The 18,732-nt window shown below is 38.7% G+C and carries 18 protein-coding genes; 9 read left to right on the forward strand and 9 right to left on the reverse strand.

Annotated elements, in window-relative coordinates; genetic code table 11:
* Positions 1 to 26: 26 nt before the first annotated feature.
* From dnaX to recR, 3 genes are all read left to right on the forward strand, one after another.
* Positions 27 to 2,318 (forward strand): DNA polymerase III subunit gamma/tau, encoded by a 2,292-nt coding sequence (gene dnaX, locus F580_RS0100820; protein ID WP_019025795.1) that lies wholly within the window; start codon positions 27 to 29, stop codon positions 2,316 to 2,318.
* 251 nt (positions 2,319 to 2,569) lie between these two features.
* A complete protein-coding gene (locus F580_RS0100825; protein WP_211215596.1) occupies positions 2,570 to 2,899 on the forward strand; it encodes a YbaB/EbfC family nucleoid-associated protein in 330 nt (109 codons plus the stop codon).
* Between the two features lie 758 nt (positions 2,900 to 3,657).
* Positions 3,658 to 4,263 (forward strand): recombination mediator RecR, encoded by a 606-nt coding sequence (recR, locus tag F580_RS0100830; protein WP_019025797.1) that lies wholly within the window; start codon positions 3,658 to 3,660, stop codon positions 4,261 to 4,263.
* Positions 4,264 to 4,305: 42 nt separating this feature from the next.
* On the opposite strand, the gene F580_RS0100835 is transcribed toward recR, so the two are convergent.
* From F580_RS0100835 to F580_RS0100845, 3 genes are all read right to left on the reverse strand, one after another.
* On the reverse strand, positions 4,306 to 4,704 hold the full coding sequence (locus F580_RS0100835; protein WP_019025798.1) for an SUI1 family translation initiation factor: 399 nt from the start codon (positions 4,702 to 4,704) through the stop codon (positions 4,306 to 4,308).
* Between the two features lie 213 nt (positions 4,705 to 4,917).
* A complete protein-coding gene (locus F580_RS0100840; protein ID WP_019025799.1) occupies positions 4,918 to 5,844 on the reverse strand; it encodes an electron transfer flavoprotein subunit alpha/FixB family protein in 927 nt (308 codons plus the stop codon).
* Positions 5,841 to 6,593 carry an electron transfer flavoprotein subunit beta/FixA family protein gene (locus F580_RS0100845; protein ID WP_019025800.1) on the reverse strand — a complete coding sequence of 251 codons (753 nt, stop codon included), beginning with the start codon at positions 6,591 to 6,593 and terminating at the stop codon, positions 5,841 to 5,843. The genes F580_RS0100840 and F580_RS0100845 overlap by 4 nt, the downstream gene beginning before the upstream one ends.
* Before the next feature lie 546 nt (positions 6,594 to 7,139).
* On the opposite strand from F580_RS0100845, the gene F580_RS0100850 reads away from it, so the two are divergent.
* Positions 7,140 to 8,801 (forward strand): electron transfer flavoprotein-ubiquinone oxidoreductase, encoded by a 1,662-nt coding sequence (locus F580_RS0100850; RefSeq protein ID WP_019025801.1) that lies wholly within the window; start codon positions 7,140 to 7,142, stop codon positions 8,799 to 8,801.
* Between the two features lie 138 nt (positions 8,802 to 8,939).
* Here the strand turns inward: F580_RS0100850 and F580_RS0100855 are convergent, their stop codons facing one another.
* The 4 genes from F580_RS0100855 to F580_RS0100870 form a co-directional block, all read right to left on the reverse strand.
* Entirely contained in the window at positions 8,940 to 9,692 is a 753-nt protein-coding gene (locus F580_RS0100855; protein WP_245560574.1) for a YggN family protein, read from the reverse strand.
* A gap of 53 nt (positions 9,693 to 9,745) precedes the next feature.
* Positions 9,746 to 11,434: a flagellar assembly protein A gene (locus tag F580_RS0100860; RefSeq protein WP_019025803.1), complete on the reverse strand. Its 1,689-nt coding sequence runs from the start codon at positions 11,432 to 11,434 to the stop codon at positions 9,746 to 9,748.
* A 114-nt stretch (positions 11,435 to 11,548) separates the two neighbouring features.
* A complete protein-coding gene (locus tag F580_RS0100865; RefSeq protein WP_019025804.1) occupies positions 11,549 to 11,875 on the reverse strand; it encodes a hypothetical protein in 327 nt (108 codons plus the stop codon).
* 160 nt (positions 11,876 to 12,035) lie between these two features.
* On the reverse strand, positions 12,036 to 13,328 hold the full coding sequence (locus F580_RS0100870; RefSeq protein WP_019025805.1) for a CinA family nicotinamide mononucleotide deamidase-related protein: 1,293 nt from the start codon (positions 13,326 to 13,328) through the stop codon (positions 12,036 to 12,038).
* Positions 13,329 to 13,438: 110 nt separating this feature from the next.
* Here F580_RS0100870 and F580_RS0100875 point away from each other — a divergent pair, with 110 nt between their 5' ends.
* The 3 genes from F580_RS0100875 (at position 13,439) to dapA (ending at position 16,101) form a co-directional block, all read left to right on the forward strand.
* Complete coding sequence (locus F580_RS0100875) at positions 13,439 to 14,215, forward strand: DUF4097 family beta strand repeat-containing protein (protein ID WP_019025806.1); 777 nt, start codon at positions 13,439 to 13,441, stop codon at positions 14,213 to 14,215.
* A gap of 508 nt (positions 14,216 to 14,723) precedes the next feature.
* Positions 14,724 to 15,116: a hypothetical protein gene (locus tag F580_RS0100880; protein WP_019025807.1), complete on the forward strand. Its 393-nt coding sequence runs from the start codon at positions 14,724 to 14,726 to the stop codon at positions 15,114 to 15,116.
* A gap of 64 nt (positions 15,117 to 15,180) precedes the next feature.
* A complete protein-coding gene (gene dapA, locus F580_RS0100885) occupies positions 15,181 to 16,101 on the forward strand; it encodes a 4-hydroxy-tetrahydrodipicolinate synthase (protein WP_019025808.1) in 921 nt (306 codons plus the stop codon).
* An 84-nt stretch (positions 16,102 to 16,185) separates the two neighbouring features.
* On the opposite strand, the gene F580_RS0100890 is transcribed toward dapA, so the two are convergent.
* Positions 16,186 to 17,184: a pseudouridine synthase family protein gene (locus F580_RS0100890; protein ID WP_019025809.1), complete on the reverse strand. Its 999-nt coding sequence runs from the start codon at positions 17,182 to 17,184 to the stop codon at positions 16,186 to 16,188.
* 127 nt (positions 17,185 to 17,311) lie between these two features.
* Between F580_RS0100890 and F580_RS0100895 the strand changes: the two genes are divergently transcribed.
* Both F580_RS0100895 and F580_RS0100900 read left to right on the forward strand, forming a co-directional pair.
* Positions 17,312 to 17,650 (forward strand): ribonuclease E inhibitor RraB, encoded by a 339-nt coding sequence (locus tag F580_RS0100895; protein WP_019025810.1) that lies wholly within the window; start codon positions 17,312 to 17,314, stop codon positions 17,648 to 17,650.
* 79 nt (positions 17,651 to 17,729) lie between these two features.
* On the forward strand, positions 17,730 to 17,945 hold the full coding sequence (locus F580_RS0100900; protein WP_019025811.1) for a hypothetical protein: 216 nt from the start codon (positions 17,730 to 17,732) through the stop codon (positions 17,943 to 17,945).
* A 47-nt stretch (positions 17,946 to 17,992) separates the two neighbouring features.
* Here the strand turns inward: F580_RS0100900 and F580_RS0100905 are convergent, their stop codons facing one another.
* Entirely contained in the window at positions 17,993 to 18,667 is a 675-nt protein-coding gene (locus F580_RS0100905; RefSeq protein WP_019025812.1) for a nitroreductase family protein, read from the reverse strand.
* Between the last annotated feature and the right edge of the window lie 65 nt (positions 18,668 to 18,732).

Genomic DNA, 18,732 nt, shown 5'->3' on the forward strand with positions numbered 1-18,732 from the left:
CTCCCAGAACCAAAAAGTACTTTAATATGAGTTATCAAGTTTTAGCAAGAAAGTGGCGTCCTAAGAATTTTCAGCAGTTAATGGGACAAGAGCATGTGGTTAACGTGCTTGCCAATGCTTTGTCACAAAAACGCTTGCATCATGCTTATCTTTTTACCGGCACTCGTGGCGTTGGTAAAACTACTATTGCGCGTATTTTTGCTAAAAGTCTTAATTGTGATATTGGTATCACAGATACACCGTGCGGCATTTGTGATGCCTGTATTGATATTGACCAAGGGCGTTTCGTTGATTTACTAGAAATAGATGCCGCCTCAAAAACGAAAGTTGATGATACCCGTGAAATTCTTGACAATGTTCAATATGCTCCGAGTAGAGGGCGTTTTAAGGTATACCTGATAGATGAAGTTCATATGCTATCTCGCCATAGTTTTAATGCCTTACTCAAGACGTTAGAAGAGCCGCCGGAACATGTTAAATTTATTTTAGCAACTACCGATCCACAAAAATTGCCTATTACTGTCTTGTCACGCTGTTTACAGTTTCATTTAAAAGCGTTAACGGTAAAACAAATAGAAGAAAAACTTGCCGAGATTTTATTACACGAAAAAGTAACTTATGAACAAGGTTGTTTAACCTTATTAGCCAAGGCTGCTCGCGGTAGTATGCGAGATTCGTTAAGTTTAACCGATCAAGCTATTGCGCAAGGACAAGGCAATATTAGCTTAGCTAATATTCAACAAATGCTTGGCGGTATCGATCAAAACTGGGTTTACAAAGTTGTCATCGCTTTACTCAAACAAGACAGCCAAGGCTTGATGGCGTTATCACAAGAAATAGCGTCTTATGCACCAAGTTACAGTCGACTATTTGCTGAGTTAATTCAATTGTTTCACCAAATTGCCTTAATACAAATAGTTGACCAGCACTTTGATTTACCGGCTGACTTACTAGTTTTACTAAAGAAATTTAGTCAAGCCATGTCAGCAGAAGATGTACAGCTGTATTATCAAATATCCCTTAATGGTAGAAAGGACTTACCTTATACCTTTGATGAGCAAGCCGCGTTTGATATGACTCTGTTGCGACTTCTTGCCTTTAAGCCAATGATTAAATCACAGTTGGCTCAGCAATCTACACCCAATCAGGGACAACTCATCAGTGACACTAACTTCGATGAGGTTAAGTTCTCGACTACCGCGGTAAGCGATGACAGTGCTTTGGTTGCTCAATCGACCTCAGTATCATCAGTTCAGGTAGAGTTAACTGAAAGTGATACCTTCAAAATTGATTCAGATACAGAAAAAGGGCCTAATGTTATTGAACCTAAGGCCTTAGTTGAGCATCATTTAGTTGATGATGACTTAGTTAATAAAAATATCGATGAGCAAGCAGAGCCAAACGAGTTAAGTGTGTTAAATGAAGAAATGCGAAGTATTGAACAACACGCTGTTGAGCTTAAAACGGCTGATAATTCATTAATACATTCAACGCCGATAGAACCAGACGTCGCTCAAGAGCCGACACCCGCAACTATTATCTCAAAATCAATAGCGCAAACACCAGCTCAAGTACTAGTCGCGCCAGAAAAACAAGACAATAACGAACAACAACAGCCTGCGCCAGTGATATCAAATCCGCCACTTGTAACAAATGAGCCAGTAAACTCGCTGAGTATTAATAGCCCTGTAGCCTCGGTACTTGCTACTCGAAATATGTTACGTAGTCGAAAGAAAGAGTTGGAGAAGCAAGCAAAAAAGCCCGGTGACGCAGCTCTGCGTCACCCTAGTAATGAGGGCAGCAAAAAAATCAGCACTATCGAAACGTCTGCTAAAGGTTCCCATAGCGTAGTAGCTGAAAAGTTAGTGATAGCGCCGGAGCCTGAAGTCCCGTTTCACCAAGATAATATTGACCCTGCAAAAGTAAAAAAAGCTAATCAAGTTGATAAATGGGCGCATATGATTGACTCTATGCAGCTCACTGCGCGGATTCGACAATTAGCGATACACGCAACTATTAGTGAAGACTCCACTGATGATAACTTGATCCTCAAACTAGATCAGGCTACCAGGCACTTAAGTACTGAAGTCGCGCATCAGCAATTACAGCGTTATATTAGTGACTTCCTCGGTAGAGATATTACGGTCACGCTCGATATTGTTGATGAAACCGTGGCAGACCCGTACCAAATTCAAGTACAAATAAATGACAAGCGTCTTGAATACGCAAAAGCCTTGTTGAAAGAGGATGCGGTGGTGATTGCCTTACAAGATACTTTTCAAGCAGAGCTTAATGAAGACACGATATCACCACGTTAGCTGTTAACGATAACGTTGAACGCTTGTTTTGATCTAGCTGTTACCATTCAAAGTGCACTCTGAAATCTGAATTTTGATTGCTAACGGGTATGTAAGCAGTATTATATTACAATTAATTCATTTCATTTACGTTCAAAACTTGCAGTACTTCAGGTAAAATAGCTGCAATTACGTAATATACCCAAACCACATGAAACACGCAGCTTCAAGTCGCTTGGGTATATACAGACAACTTAGCAATATTGGAGAATATAATGATGAAAGGCGGAATGGGCAACTTAATGAAGCAAGCCCAACAAATGCAAGCCAAAATGGCTAAAGCGCAAGAAGAGTTAGCGAAAATGGAAGTTGTTGGTGAAGCCGGTGCTGGTTTGGTTAAAGTAACTATGACCGGTAGTCACAGCGTACGTCGTGTAGAGCTCGATGACAGCTTAATGGACGATGATAAAGACATGATAGAAGATTTACTTGCTGCAGCTGTAAATGATGCGGTACGTCGTGTTGAAGAGCAAAATAAAGATAAAATGGGTGCTTTAACTGGCGGTATGCAATTACCACCAGGTATGAAAATGCCGTTTTAATTTTTTAATAAAACAGTACTTACCAATAAAAAGCTCAAGAATTCCTTGAGCTTTTTTGTTTCTCAATTTAAGTTATCAAAAAGTCATTGTTTATTAGGCTATTAAAAAATTTGTTTAGATAAACCGCATCACCAATTAACCCCGATTGCCTCTCGGAGATAATCCAATTCGGTGGTATATAAGTCGGTGTTTTCTTTTTTAAATAGGGCATTGCCCTCTAACATCAAACCTCATTCTAAAACCCTTAATTCAAGGTGTGCTCGCCGAGAGTATTTGTATTGAATCGGCCTTTTTTTATTGCCCATTATTTGTTGTTTTTATGACATTTGTTATGGAGGGTGGCAGTCAAGAGAAAGCTGATTTTTAACTCAGCGGTTACTATCTGGTACGCGTATCAATGAAAGTGGCTTTACTGTTTTTATTCTTGCCTTGAAGGCGGTAAATATTATTTAACCTGAACTCTGGATAATGAGTGCTTGATGTTTAAGTAAAAACAACAATTTACGATTATTAAGAATAAATTTTACAAGGTTAAGTAGCGATATACTCTATCAATGTTTCAATTTATTCGATTATCAAGGCAAAACGTTTATGAATAACGGGTTATTTATCGACGTTTTAACGCTGATAATCAGATAAAGGGGAATATTGAGCAAGTGCTGCTTATCCAGAGTTCAGGTTATTTAAATAATGCACTACTATTTTGTGGTTAATTTTATTAAAATTAGTCACAATTATTGCAAAAAAAGTTGTTATCTATGAAATTTAGCCCCCTAGTTCAAGAGTTAATTGATTCACTAAAGTGTTTACAGGGCGTTGGCGCCAAGTCAGCCCAACGTATGGCATTTCAACTGCTTGAACGTAATCGCCGCGGTGGCAGTAAACTCGCGAGTACTTTGGCCAAAGCAATGACAAATATTGGTCATTGCCAACAATGTCGTAACTTTACCGAAGAAGTTTTATGTGAGATTTGCCAATCGCCTAAACGGAAAATCGCTACGACTTTGTGTATTGTTGAATCCCCAGGTGATGTGATTGCTATTGAACAAACCGGTGAGTTTTCTGGGCGATATTTTGTCTTGATGGGGCATTTATCACCGATTGATGGCATTGGACCAGATGATTTAGGTTTGGATATTCTTGCTAAGCAATTTACTAGTGGACAGTTTAGTGAGGTTATTTTGGCTACTAATCCTACGGTGGAAGGGGAGGCTACTGCTCATTATATTGCCGAACTTGCTCAGCAACATCAAGTTAATATCACTAGGATTGCCCATGGTGTTCCGGTAGGGGGGGAATTAGAATATGTTGATGGTAATACCTTGTCTCATGCTTTAGCAGGCCGAAAAAGTTATGAGCCTTAGCGAGTAAAGCTCGTTAGTGAAAAAGCCTAAAAAAGGTGAAAGTTAACCGCCGGTAAACTTAACTTTAAAACCAGATTTTTCTAAAACCTGTTGTATTACGTCTCTTTTATCGCCTTGAACCTCAATGGTTTCACCAACGACTGAGCCGCCACTACCGCAGGTTTTCTTTAATTTTTTTGCTAATTCTTTTAGTGCCTTACTGTCTAGACCTAGGCCGCTGATGACAATAACGCCTTTCCCTTTTCGTCCCTTAGTTTCACGCCTAACCTTGGCAAAACCATCACTTGGCGTAACCACTTTTTCTTTTTGTTGGTTAATGCGGCCAGTGTCCGTTGAATAGACCAGTGAGTCATCACTTGCGGGTGTCGATTTATCACGCTCAATGGGGGCTTTACCAAAAGCTGCGGCTAAATCACTTAAACTAGACAAACTATTTTTCATATCTCACTCAGTACTATTACTATTAATGATTTAACTTAACTAACCACATTGCAGATAAAATAAAACCACAACTTACTTTCGTAAGTGTGGTTTTATTATATCAATATTACTTTGTGCTTAGTACTGAATATTACTTTGTGCTTAGTACTGAATATTACTTTGTGCTTAGCCCTATTCGACAGGACTGCTTGAAAGTAAAACTCGGTGTTCGAGTTATAATTTACTTTCTAACTCAGGTAAAGCCTCAAATAAGTCAGCAACAATACCGTAATCGGCAACTTGGAAGATTGGTGCTTCAGGGTCTTTATTGATAGCAACAATGACTTTTGAATCTTTCATTCCGGCTAAATGCTGAATAGCACCGCTAATACCTACAGCAATATATAAGTCCGGTGCAACAATCTTACCTGTTTGACCAACTTGCATATCGTTAGGAACAAAACCAGCATCTACAGCAGCACGTGAAGCACCAATAGCAGCGCCAAGTTTATCGGCAATACCGTCAAGCAACTTAAAGTTCTCGCCATTTTGCATACCGCGACCACCTGAAATTATCACGGTAGCTGCGCCTAGGTCAGGTCGTTCAGAGACAGTGAACTCGTCACTTACATGGCTTGATATACCAGCATCAGTAACAGTATCTAACGTTACCACTTCAGCATTACCATCGGTCGCTACGGCATCAAAGCCAGTAGTACGGACCGTGATAACCTTTTTGCTATCTAAGCTTTGTACTGTGGCAATCGCGTTACCTGCATAGATAGGACGAACAAAAGTATCACTACTTTCAACGGCAATAATGTCAGAAATTTGCGCTACATCTAATAATGCAGCAACTCTAGGCATAAAGTTTTTGCCGGTAGTTAATGCCGTCGCTAAGATATGTTCATAATCAGCCGCTAATCCAGTGACTAATAAGCTGATATTTTCAGCAAGCTGATGTTCATAAGCGGCGTTATCACAAACTAATACTTTCTTTACGCCATTTATTTTCGCTGCGGCATCAACAACATTTTGACAATTAAAGCCAGCTACTAGCAAGGTGATATCACCACCAATTTTTTGCGCAGCGCCAACGGTTTTTAGCGTCTCAGTTTTTAACGAGCCGTTGTCGTGTTCAACAATTACTAAAATACTCATGAGATCACCTTGGCTTCATTTTTTAATTTATCAACTAATTCATCAATACTTTCGACTATCACACCGGCTTTACGCTCTGCTGGCGGGGTAACTTTCAATAATTTAGTACGTGGGCTTAAATCAATGCCAAAATCTGCCGCAGGTCTTACTACTAAGGGCTTACGCTTAGCTTTCATGATATTAGGTAAAGAAGCGTAGCGCGGTTCGTTTAAGCGTAAATCTGTGGTTACAATTGCAGGCAAATTTAGCGCAAGCGTTTGTAAACCGCCATCTACTTCACGGGTAACATTGACTTTATCGCCATCAAACTTCACTTCTGAAGCAAAGGTACCTTGAGGCATACCTGTTAGTGCCGCTAACATTTGGCCAGTTTGATTGTTATCACTATCAATAGACTGTTTACCTAAAATAACAAGTTGCGGTTGTTCTTCTTCAACCACTTTTTGTAATAATTTAGCTATGTTCAATGCATCTAGGCTTTCATCAGTTTCAATTTGAATGGCGCGATCGGCGCCTAAAGCTAATGCAGTACGTAATTGCTCTTGGCAAGACTTATCACCGATAGAAATTGCAATGACTTCTGTTGCTATACCCGCTTCTTTTAAACGTACAGCTTCTTCAATGGCAATTTCACAAAAAGGATTTATCGCCATTTTTGTGTTGGCAAGATCTACATTGGAATGATCGGGTTTTACTCGAACTTTGACGTTATAGTCAATAACACGTTTAATCGGAACTAGTACTTTCATCGTAGCCTCTGAGAAGTTTGTTAATTTACAATAATAGTTAAAAGATACCTTTGGTTTACGTCAACGTCAACGTAATCTTGGTGAAAACTTTTAAACTAAGATACAATCTATATAAATGCGTATACCAAGTCCATTAAGTTAGTTCACACTCAGAGCTTGCCAGCGGCTTGAGAACAAATAGAATTTTTTTGCATATAGTCATTCTATATGAAAGAAATTCTGTGCGGTTATCGAATCGCTGGTAAGCTCCCAAAGGGCGAGTTTAAAATGCTTAAACGCTGCGTTATTGATTTTGATAAGGGAATAACCATTATCTACACTCAATGCCTTGCCTCTAAGCTTTTTAACTCTCGCTGAGTGGGAAGAAACTTATTGGAATTGGTATTTATCAGTGCCTTGCTTGGACATCTGTTATAAGATACTATCAAACACTTGTTTGAATATCAAACGCACGTTTGAATTTAAAAATAATACCATAATTATACTGTAAATTTATAAATTATACTGTAAGTTTGAATGTAAAGATATATTACCCTGGGAGATCTTATGGAACGCGAATCGATGGAGTTTGACGTAGTCATTGTTGGTGCTGGCCCTGCCGGTTTATCAACTGCGTGTCGCTTAATGCAACTAGCACAAGAAAAACAGCAAGAGTTAATGGTTTGTGTGGTGGAAAAAGGCTCGGAAGTGGGCGCACATATTCTTTCTGGCGCTGTTTTTGAGCCAAGATCTTTAAATGAATTATTTCCTGATTGGCAAGAGCGCAATGCACCATTAACCACCAAAGTCACCGGTGATGACATTTATTTGTTAAATAGTGAGAGCTCGGGTATCAAACTACCTAATTTTTCTGTGCCAAAAACTATGCACAATGACGGTAATTACATTGTTAGCATGGGTAATGTTTGTCGTTGGTTAGCTGAGCAAGCCGAACAGCTAGGTGTTGAAATTTTCCCAGGTTTTCCTGCGCAAAGTGTTATTTATAATGATGACGGTAGTGTTGGCGGTATTATTACCGGTGATATGGGCTTAGATGCCGAGGGTAAAGAAAAAGATTCTTTTATGCCTGGTATGGAGCTACGAGCTAAATACACTGTTTTTGCTGAAGGTTGTCGCGGCCATTTAGGTAAAGAGTTAATTGAAAAGTTTAGTCTTGATAAACACAGCTCGCCACAGCATTACGGTTTAGGTTTTAAAGAAATCTGGGATATAGCACCAGAAAAGCATCAAGAAGGTTTAGTGGTACATACCGCAGGTTGGCCATTAGATAAAGATACTACCGGTGGTGGTTACCTTTATCACGCGGAAAATAACCAAGTATTTGTTGGTTTAATTGTCGATCTAAATTACAGCAATCCACATTTAAGTCCTTTTGATGAATTTCAACGTTATAAACATCACCCTAAAATTAGTCAGTACCTTGAAGGTGGTAAACGTGTTTCTTATGGTGCACGTGCTATGGCGAAAGGTGGTTTTAATTCTTTGCCTAAAATGACCATGCCGGGGGCATTATTGGTGGGTTGTGACGCGGGTACCATTAACTTTGCAAAAATTAAAGGCAACCACACTGCGATGAAGTCTGGCATGCTCGCTGCTGAAGCAATTGCCCAAGCGTTAATTGCTGGTGAAGGTATTGCCGAAGAGGGTAAGCAAGATTTAACTAACTTTACCCAGCTTTATAAAGATTCTTGGTTATATGAAGAGTTATACAATACCCGCAATTTTGGTCCAGCAATGCACAAGTTTGGCACCCTGTTAGGTGGCGCTTACAATACTTTAGATCAAAACTTCTTTGGCGGTAAATTACCCTTTAACTTTAAAGATGACAGTTTAGACTATGCGCAGTTAAAACCAGCAGCAGATATGCCGGTTATTAATTACGCTAAGCCTGATAATAAGCTAAGTTTTGATAAACTATCGTCAGTCTTCCTGTCAAATACTAACCATGAAGAAGAGCAACCTTGCCATTTAAAACTTAAAGATGCCGATATTCCAATTCAGGTGAATTTAACTAAATACAATGAGCCTGCGCAGCTTTACTGTCCTGCGGGAGTGTATGAGGTTGAAAAAACCGAAGAAGGCAATAAGTTTGTTATTAATGCGCAAAACTGTATTCATTGTAAAACTTGCGATATTAAAGACCCTAGTCAGAATATCACTTGGGTAACACCAGAAGGCACGGGTGGTCCAAATTACCCTAATATGTAATGCTCGCTGAGCAAACCATTGATTATAAAAAGGCCCAAGATACTTGCCGAGTATCTTGGGCCTTTTACTTGTAAGCGTGAGAAAGTAGTGGTAATTGCTAAGTCTTTTATAAGGGCTAGAGCCGGAGCAGATATATTACTAATTGGATGATTCGATAAGGTTATAGTTTTTTAAGGCTGGTATGGCTTGATGCAATTGAGCTTCTACCAGGTCTAGTTGCGTTAACTTTTGACAGAGGTGTGCTGCTTTTTTATCCAATGCTTTAGCTCTTTCGGTGACATCTAACTCCAAACCTTGACTAATGCTTGTTAGTCGTTTGTCATAAGTGCTAATGCGTGTTTCTCCGCCATATTCATTATTACTATTATCTGCAAGCATTGATTGACCAACCGCTTCTAATATTGAACCGATTGAAGCTGAAATCATCGCTTCAATTTCTTGCTCAAACTCCCCGGCAAACATTTTATCAAAATTATTTAAGTCTTGTGGGGCAATGTAGTAGTTATTGGCACTTTGGTTAAAACGCGCTCTTATCCGCCACTTTATTTCATCAAATTTAGCCTGTACTTTTTGCTGTGCGGCACTATTTTCACCGGTAAGACCGGCAACGACCTTATTAACCGCTTTTAAACCTATATCAGCACCTTCAATAGCAATTGAAACAATCTCTGGTACTTGTTGGCGGATGCCTTCACTGAAACTGTTAAGTAGCTGCTGTTGTTCATTAGATAAAGGGATTTCTCTACCTCGAATAAATAACTGTTTGCTATTATTTATTTGTACTTGCGTTTGGCCTTGTTCGACGATGCGAATATGTTTAGGATTAATGATGAGCCCATAGTTAAGGTTGATTGAGCACTCTTGGGCATAAGCCAGTTGGGAAAATGGCATTAGGGCTACGCCCAATACTGTGTAGTTAATTATTGAAAGATTGCTCATTATTTTTAAGTGTTCACTATTGGATCAATAATTACTTTTCTCTCACGATAAATCATCTTACTCGGTCCATATTCACGGCGAGATCTATCATTAAAATCACCGACAATTAACTCAACACCATGATAAAGCTTCACTGTTGCTTCAATATAAACACTCGCCATATACTCTTGTAAGCTTTGTTCAAGTGCTTCTTTATCATTAAGGATTTCACCCATACGTTTAGCATGAAATTGATAAGTAGGAATTATCTTGGCTAGTAATTCTGGTTTTGCTTTTCCTTTAGGAAGGTTTTTCAACTTCTTTATTGCGTTTTTTAATTCATTGGTAGCATTAGACTCGATTTTAAGTAGTGCGTCTACTTGATGAATATCTTCTTTAAATTTTAGGATTTTATGTTCAAAATTAACAATAGTATTACTTCCGGCGGTGGCGCCAATCATACCTGCATGAACGGAAGTTCCAACTTTAGTATAACCACCAATGAGCTTACCGTTAGCCTGTTCGTTATTGCCAATCCATAATCGGCCGTTTATATCCAATATGCTATGCAGTAATTGGTTTTCAATACGAACATCTTGGCTACAAGTGATTTGGGCATATTGACCATATTTAGCAAAAACATTACCCTTAGCATTGATATTTACACTCATGCGGACATGGGTAATCTGTGTTTTTTCAATATCATGTTTTCTACCAATAATACCACCAGAAATAGTGATGTCGCCACCCGCTTCAAGGATTGCTGATTCGACAAAACCACCGACAGTAATATCACCCGATGCTACCACTTTCATGCCTTCAGTGACATCGCCATCAATAATAACACTACCGGTAAAGTTGATATTACCAGTGGCGACAGTGACATTTTTAATCTTGTAAACTTCATCAACTTCCATACCATTATTAATGAGCTTGGGTAAGCCGACCTTCTCTGAAATAAGTAGGTTATTATTTTGTGGACTTATATTGGTTCCTTCTCCCACCACAAGTTCAATATCATTGCCTGGTTCAGGAGATAAAGGTGTGGCCGTAACGGTGTAACCTTGCACGCCCTGTGTTAAAGGAACCTTTTTTGCCAGGGGATCACCCACTTTAACGCAAATTATATCGCCTAAGTCTCGCATGTCGACACTACCATCGTCACGTTTTTTTGGTTGTAGAATCCGTGCTTGGGCACTTACCACTAAGGGTTGTATTAGGGCATCTTTCCCATTTACGGCGACTTTTCCGGTGGCTATTTGCAACTCCACTTGACAGTTGGGTGCTTCTTTAGCCGCTAGTTGGGCAAGCTCAATTAAATGCTCTTTGCTAAAGCCTTTCTTTACTCCCGCTTCTTGCGCGGCAGTTAATATCGCTTTTGCTGATAAATGCTTGCCACCTTGAGCACTAACTATTTCAGCGCTAGCACCCATCTCATCAGTTTCGATGGTTACATTGATAGTGGCATCAATGCGTTCAAGTACTTGATAGCGAATTGTTCGTCCAGATTTTTTATCTTGTAAGGGCTTAAGTACATCATCTAACTCAGCAACGGCATTTTTTATATTGCCATTATTTACGCGGAGTTTGTTAAATTCAGAGGCGGCAATTAACTCGGCGATACTTGCCGTCGTAATGCTGTCGCCACCTTTAATAGGCTCTAACACTAAGTCGATATTGTTCTTATTATTGCCGATTAAGCTAGCTGTGGTCATTTTTTATTCTCCCGCTAACCGCTAGATACTGCTGAGCTAAATAGCTGTAGGTGTTGTTCTTTTATTATAATTATGATGTGGAGTGTCGTGAATCAGGCTTTAGTGGTACTTAACCTACATATAATGGTTTTGATGAATTTTAATAAAGCTATTGGTATTTTCTTTACTGTAATCAATTTTATATTCAACACCATCAAGGGCCTGTATAAACACTAAAGTTTTCTCTTCACCAAAGACTTCTCTCGATGAAATATCAACAATGTCTTGATAAGATTTTTTGGCAATAGAGCGCTTAGCGGGTACTTCACCTTTATATATACCTATGCCTCGGTGGCTAATAATCACTACACACTTCTCTCCATTGATAATAAGTAAATCAAATTTTTTCACTTTATGTATTATGGTATTACGGCCGCTAGTTATAAAGTTTTTTTCTATCAAAATAAGCTCCTGATATTAGGTTGTCGTTTATCTTCATTATAGCTCTAATATATAAATTTTTACTAAACTAAGCAATGACTAAGCTGACCATTATCAACTGATAATGGTCTTCTAGTTGATAATTTTGTGGATATTCTTGTCTATACCCTTTGACATAGTATTAAGCGCTGGCCCTTTCTGTGACATAGCTAGGTGTTGTTATTAAATTTTTCTGGTATCGACGTAGAAAATCTAGCCCAATTTCTGCAACAAAATACTGAAATTGACGTCTGTCATAGGGTAATAATAAACATTGTGTTTTGATATCATTAAGACTACCCCAAGCAAACCATACCGTACCAACGGGCTTATTTTCACTACCGCCATTGGGACCCGCAATGCCTGATACCGCAATAGTTAAGTCTGCGTTTGATTTCAACAGAGCGCCTTTTGCCATCGCGATAACGACAGCCTTGCTTACGGCGCCATCTTGTTCAAAAAGCTGTGGCGGCACATCAAGCATTGCTGTTTTCATTACATTGCTATAAGTAACAAAACCCGCTTCAAAGCTGCTTGATGAGCCACTCACTTGTGTTAAATGGCTGGCAATTAAGCCGCCAGTACAAGACTCTGCTGTGGTTATCTTTAAGTTGTGTTGTTGTAATTGATTCAGAAGATGTTCAGCAAGCGATTTAGCTTTGCCTTGAACTTCTGCTATCAAATGATCGCCAAGTACGCTAGCTAGCTTCTCTTGCCATAGAGGTTTCAACGCTAGCCCTTTATTTGTATTGGTGGTGAGTTTTACTTCAAGTAATGGTAAGCCGGCCCGAAAACCCAGTTCTATCTCAGTTGGCCAGTTGGGTAATTGTTCATCTATCATCTTTTGTAAAGTTGACTCGCCTAAACCAAAAACTTGTAAGCGAGTGACACTAGCGATTAAATGATCGGGTAAGTTACTCTTAATCATGGGTACCATTTGCTCAGTCATCATTTTTTTAAGTTCATGAGGAACACCAGGCGTACAATAAATATCACAATCTTTATAACGCACGGTAAAACCGACGGCACTACCACAGCTATTCGCTATTATTTGGCAACCGTTAGGTAAAATGGCCTGTTTCCGATTCGGTGCATTTAGCTCGGTACCTCGTTGGCGGCACCACTGAGTGACATGTTTGAGTGCTTGAGGATGCTCAATAAGCTCTTCTTCTATGGTCAGCGCTAATGCTTGTGCCGTTAAATCATCAATGGTAGGGCCTAAACCGCCATTAATAATTAAGATGTCGCTAGTTGTTGCCATGTAATTAATTTCGTTAACAAGCAGTGTTAAATCATCGGCCACGGTAACTTTTCGACTCACCTCAAGGCCAAGTTCTTTTAATACTTGCGCCATCATGGCTGAATTACTGTCAACAATATCACCAGTCATTAATTCATTACCTGTTAAGAGTAATTGTACTTTTGGGGCAGACATCTTTCATTTTCCTAGCGGTAATTATTTGTTGATAAATTTAAACCTTTTTATCGGAACTTACATCTAATTTTTTTGAGAACGTAACAATAACTATAATTAAGGGAAAACCAATGGGTAAGATAATAAAAAATAGCTTGTTAAGTTTAGTGATCTTTATTTCATCTATTTTACTTAGTCTGCAAGTTGCAGCACAAATTAATGACCAAATTGAAAAGTCTTTTATCGTAGCTGATCAAAGTTATTTTAGTTTAGATAACATTAATGGTGAAGTAGCGATTACTAGCTGGCAAAAAAATACCATTAAGGTGGTGGCTACTATTAGCGCTGAATCACAAGAGTCTCGTGATGATGTAACTATTACAATGGCTCAGCATGGGCAAAAAGTATCAGTAACTACTGATTACAAAGAAAAATCTTATCGCCAAAATAAGCCGATGGCTAAAGTTGATTACCAAGTATGGTTACCAGCAGATACTAATTTATCAGGTATTGAACTCGTAAATGGCAGTTTAACAATAAAAAATATTGATGGAGAGGTAGAAGTTGAGGTTGTTAATGGTTCAATCTATGCCACAGGTTTAGGGGGCGATAGTGAGATAAGTGCTGTCAATGGCAGCGTAGATATTTTTTATAGCGTCGATGCTACTAACATTAATAACATTGACGTGGAAACTGTTAATGGCCGTATTAAATTGTACCTTCCAGAAAATATCAATGCTGATATTACGGCAGATACTATGCACGGCAGTATAAATACTGCTTTTGGGCTAGAAGCTAAAAAGAATAGTTTTATTGGTCGTAATTTGCGTGGAAAAATAGGTAGCGGTGGTAGTAAAATTAATTTAGATAGTGTCAATGGAACTATTAATATACTAAAAAGTGAATAGCTATCTGTTCCAAGTGAGTTAGGACATTATTACCATTAGTATTGAAAAAGAGAATTATTTTTATATATTGGTACTTTTTACCTCAATATAACCATAAACTTGTTGATTCAAGCTTATGGTTTTTTTATGATTATACCAATTTGATTAAATTCTTCCCAACTCAGAGCTCTGCTCAATGTTCAATAACAAGGGAAATTTGTTTCGGTTTAGTCATTCTAAATCAAATAAATTTAACGATGTTAGTGGGCATCGAGCAAGCTCCCAGAGGGCGAGTACCTAATAAAAGGCAAAGGCTTACATGCTGAGTTATTGATTTTGACAAGGACGCTGCATGGATGCAGCTTCTTAGAGAATGCAGGAGCATATTCTCCTGAATAACCATTCTCTTCAATCAATTCCTTGCCTATAAACCTTTTAACTCTCGCTGAGTGGGAAAGAACTTAATCAACTTGGTATTAACTAATAACTTAAAGTTCTAATTCCATATGGCAAAATTTGAGGGAAACACATGGTGAGTAAAAAGACTTATCCCCGAGGTTTACTTTTTGGTCGCTGGTATCGAAATGATATTGATGAGAAAGGTCATGAAACCGTTGAATATGCTCAGCTTAGCAGTGATGGCAGCTTTGAATTTACCTTTATAACACTTGATGAAAAGGGAGACGTTATTGAGGAAATCACCGAACTTGGTGATTGGGGGTTAGTAGGCGACATTCACTTTACCCTAACTAAAAATGAACTCATTAATGAAGAACTATATGCGTCAGATTTAAATAATGATGATAATTATCAAGCATATAAAGTACTAGCGTTGGATCATAAAAAATTTCATTACCAACATTTATTAACTGATGAAGAATATATTATGAGACGGGTTGTTGATGACCTCGGTCATTGTTAGAATAATGGCAAGAGTTTACTGATTTACCTAAATATTAAAATCAAATAAGAATTAGAGATAGTTAATGAAGCGATTAAAAGCAGCAAGTTTAATTACCGCAATAAAAACGCCCTACACTGAAAAAGGGGAAGTTTGTTTAAAAAGTTACGATTTCTTGATAAAAGAGCAAATCGCTGCAGGTGTTGATGGCATAGTCGTCGGTGGTACAACCGGTGAAGGCCATCTACTTAGCTGGGAAGAGCATTTAATGCTCATTGCTCATTGTGTCAATCACTTTGGTGATAAGTTAATTATTGTTGGTAATACGGGTAGTAATAATACTCGCGAGGCAATTAAAGCCACCGAATATGGTTTTGCTATCGGTATGGATGCAGCACTTCAAATTAATCCTTATTATGGCCGAACGTCTCTTAAAGGCGTAATAGAGCACTTTAAAAAAGTACTCGAAATTGGTCCTGCCTTTATTTATAATGTGCCTGGTCGAACAGGACAAGATTTAACACCCGAGTTCATTGAGCCTTTATCAACGCATAAAAACTTTATCGGCGTAAAAGAGTGTGCGGGTAACGATCGCATTGCCTATTATGAAAAACAAGGCATTGCTTGTTGGTCAGGTAATGATGATGAAAGTTATGCGGGTCGCCATGAATATGGCTCACATGGCGTGATTTCTGTGACTTCAAATATCATCCCGGGCATTATGCGCCAGTTAATGGATAAAGAGAATTTAACACAGACCACGCTTGTTAATGAGCAAGTGAAAGGTTTAATGGAATGGCTATTTTGTGAGCCTAATCCGATTGCCATTAATACTGCGTTAATGATGACAGATGCAGTACCTAAAAATATCCGTCTACCTTATCAAGCGCTCACTTTAGAGCAGCGTCAGCAAGGCTTTGAGTTATTAAAAGTGATTGCCAGCAAAGAGTTGGTTGGTGATAGCTTGTCTTTACTTGAAGATAGCGATTTTAATTACTGCATCTAAGCGACGTATATAGGCGCTATGTTCTGGTAAATATATTTCAGCGCGAGACAACCTATAAATTTAAAGCCTCAGTTCTAACATATGTTACAACTGAGGCTTTAATGTTTCTGGCAATTCAAAAAAGTGTTCTTGCTGCGTAGTAACCTTGTCAGCTGCAGGCGTTATCTTTGCAGGTAGTGGACAAACAAAGCGTAAGCTTACTGCACACAACTGCAAATTACTTTGCTCATTTTCATCTGCGATGCCATGTAATCTATCGCCAACTACAGGCATACCTATGCTCGCGGCATGGATGCGTATTTGATGTTTTCTACCACTGTCTATTTTTACTTTAATTAATGAACGTCCGGTAGCGCTATCATAAGCCAAACAAATAAAGGTACTACGGGCACTTTTACCATTAACATCACTGTCAATGATTTCGGGCTGCGGCCTTTTACTGTGATCACCATGGACAACGATTTGATAATGTTTTTCTAGTTGATGATGCTCAAACATTGTTGACAACGCTCGTGCCGATTTTTTACTGTGCGCGATAAGGATCAATCCTGTTGCCGCTCTATCTAATCTATGGACAATAAAAGCAGGGCGCTCATTCGGTAAGTTTTGTTGAGCGAAACGAGCAATAGTACAATGGTCACTCCATTTAGAGCCTTGTGATAACATGCCGTAAGGCTTATACCATACGCTGTAATCAATTAAGTCTTCAATGAGTATGGCTTGTGGAACTGGCGTTGACAGCACTGCACTATTGTAATAAAAATGCAGTTCATCACCTATCGATAATTGCTTTTTAACACGACGTAGACGTTGGGTTTGTTTTTTGTTCTTTGCTGGCGTTAACCATAATGCACCTTTACTTATGGCCAGTTTTAATTCAGCTTTAGACAGGGATTTTTGTGGTGAATTACTTTGTGCATCACGATAATTCTCTAATATTGAAATGGCAGTGCGATGTTCTTTTTCATTGGCGCTATTCTCAGTGCTCCTTTTATCGGTGACAACAATATGCCATTCAAAAGTTTGATGTTTATCAGTTGATTTTTCATCTTTATTATCTGAACGGCTTGGTTCTATTGGCATGCTTTAAATGGCTAACGAGGGCTTTGACGTTATTTTACTAGGTTTCTTGACTTAGCAAAGCTAAAATAGTGAATTGTGGATAATAATCCCTAAAATTGACCTGAATTAACAATAAATGAGAGTAAAGATGACACGTGATTTAGCACTTTTCCCTGAAGATGAAATCGGCACTACCCTTTGGCAGATGAGCCAAGATGGTGATGATCTTAATAGCGAGCGTGAAATTGAATTCTCAATGTTATTTCCTAGTCAAGAATTAGCGCTTAAGTTCGGCCAGTTATTATTAGAAAACAATCAAAAACTTTCTTTTACCCCTTCTGAAACGAATGCTGATTTACCTTGGGAAATTACTGCTTACCCGCAAATGCCAGCAAGCCATGAAAATATAATCGGCTATCAGCAATTGTTAGAGTCAAGCGGCGCACCTTTAAACGGCCAATTTGAAGGCGTTTATTTTATCGCTTAACAATTCTTAAAAATGGCTTAATTATCGTAATTTATTTAAATGTACCAATAGTTTTATTAATAGCGAGTGTGACAAGTATATGAGCATAGATCTTAAACAATTTTCAGCGTTACAAAAAGCCAGTAAAGACTCTTTTTTTGAGCAAAAGAAATTACTTAAACAAGTGATGTTAGGTAAAACCGTACTCTGTAGCGTCTGCAGACAACCGTTAAAACTCTATACCCCTGAGCAAAATGAGCCAACCGGCGTACGCTGCGTAAAAGGCTGTACCGATATATCATTAGACTTTGTTTAGCTAATTATTTCAATAATTGTCACTAGCGGGTTAGCTAGTACAAACTATTATAAAAAAGTTGCGATATCATCCAAGCTTTTTTTCACTTGTGCATGAGCAGGCACGGTTGCATCTTTACTTGGGTATCCGGCAATGAGCAACATATAAGCGCGCTCATTATCACCACGCTGACAAACCTGGTTTAAAAAGGACATTGGCTTTGGTGTATGCGTTAACGTGGCTAAACCGGCATTATGCAGAGCGGTAATCAATATGCCCGTGGCTATACCAACAGACTCATGGACATAATAATTAGTCTTTTTATCTTCCTCTGCAGTACCGCCTTTCTTTTGACTAAAAATAGCAATCAACCAAGGTGCATGTTCTAAATATGGCTTGTTAGCATCAGTACCTAAATCTTTTAATGCACCTAGCCACTCTTCTCCCGCACGGCCTTGATAAAAACCTCGCTCGTGAATTTCAGCTTGCTCTCTAATTTTTTTCTTAATATCGGGAGAGTTAACAGCAACAAAATGCCAAGGCTGATGATTTGCGCCACTGGGTGCTGTTCCTGCGGCTCTCAAACAGTTTTCTATGACTTCCTTATCGACAGGCCTATCACTAAAGCTTCGTACAGAATGACGGCGCTTTACTTCATCATAAAAATCTAACGATCGCGTTAACATTTCGGCGCTAGGGTATTCAATATAATCGCTGAGGGGAGAGCAGTCATGTTGTTGCATAAGCAAGGTTTCCTTTATTGTTTTAGTAATACGGTTTTAGTAGTTACGTTGTCTGATAGTTACAA

It is taken from the genome of Colwellia piezophila ATCC BAA-637, from assembly GCF_000378625.1.
In the GTDB taxonomy this organism is placed as follows: Bacteria; Pseudomonadota; Gammaproteobacteria; order Enterobacterales; family Alteromonadaceae; genus Colwellia; species Colwellia piezophila.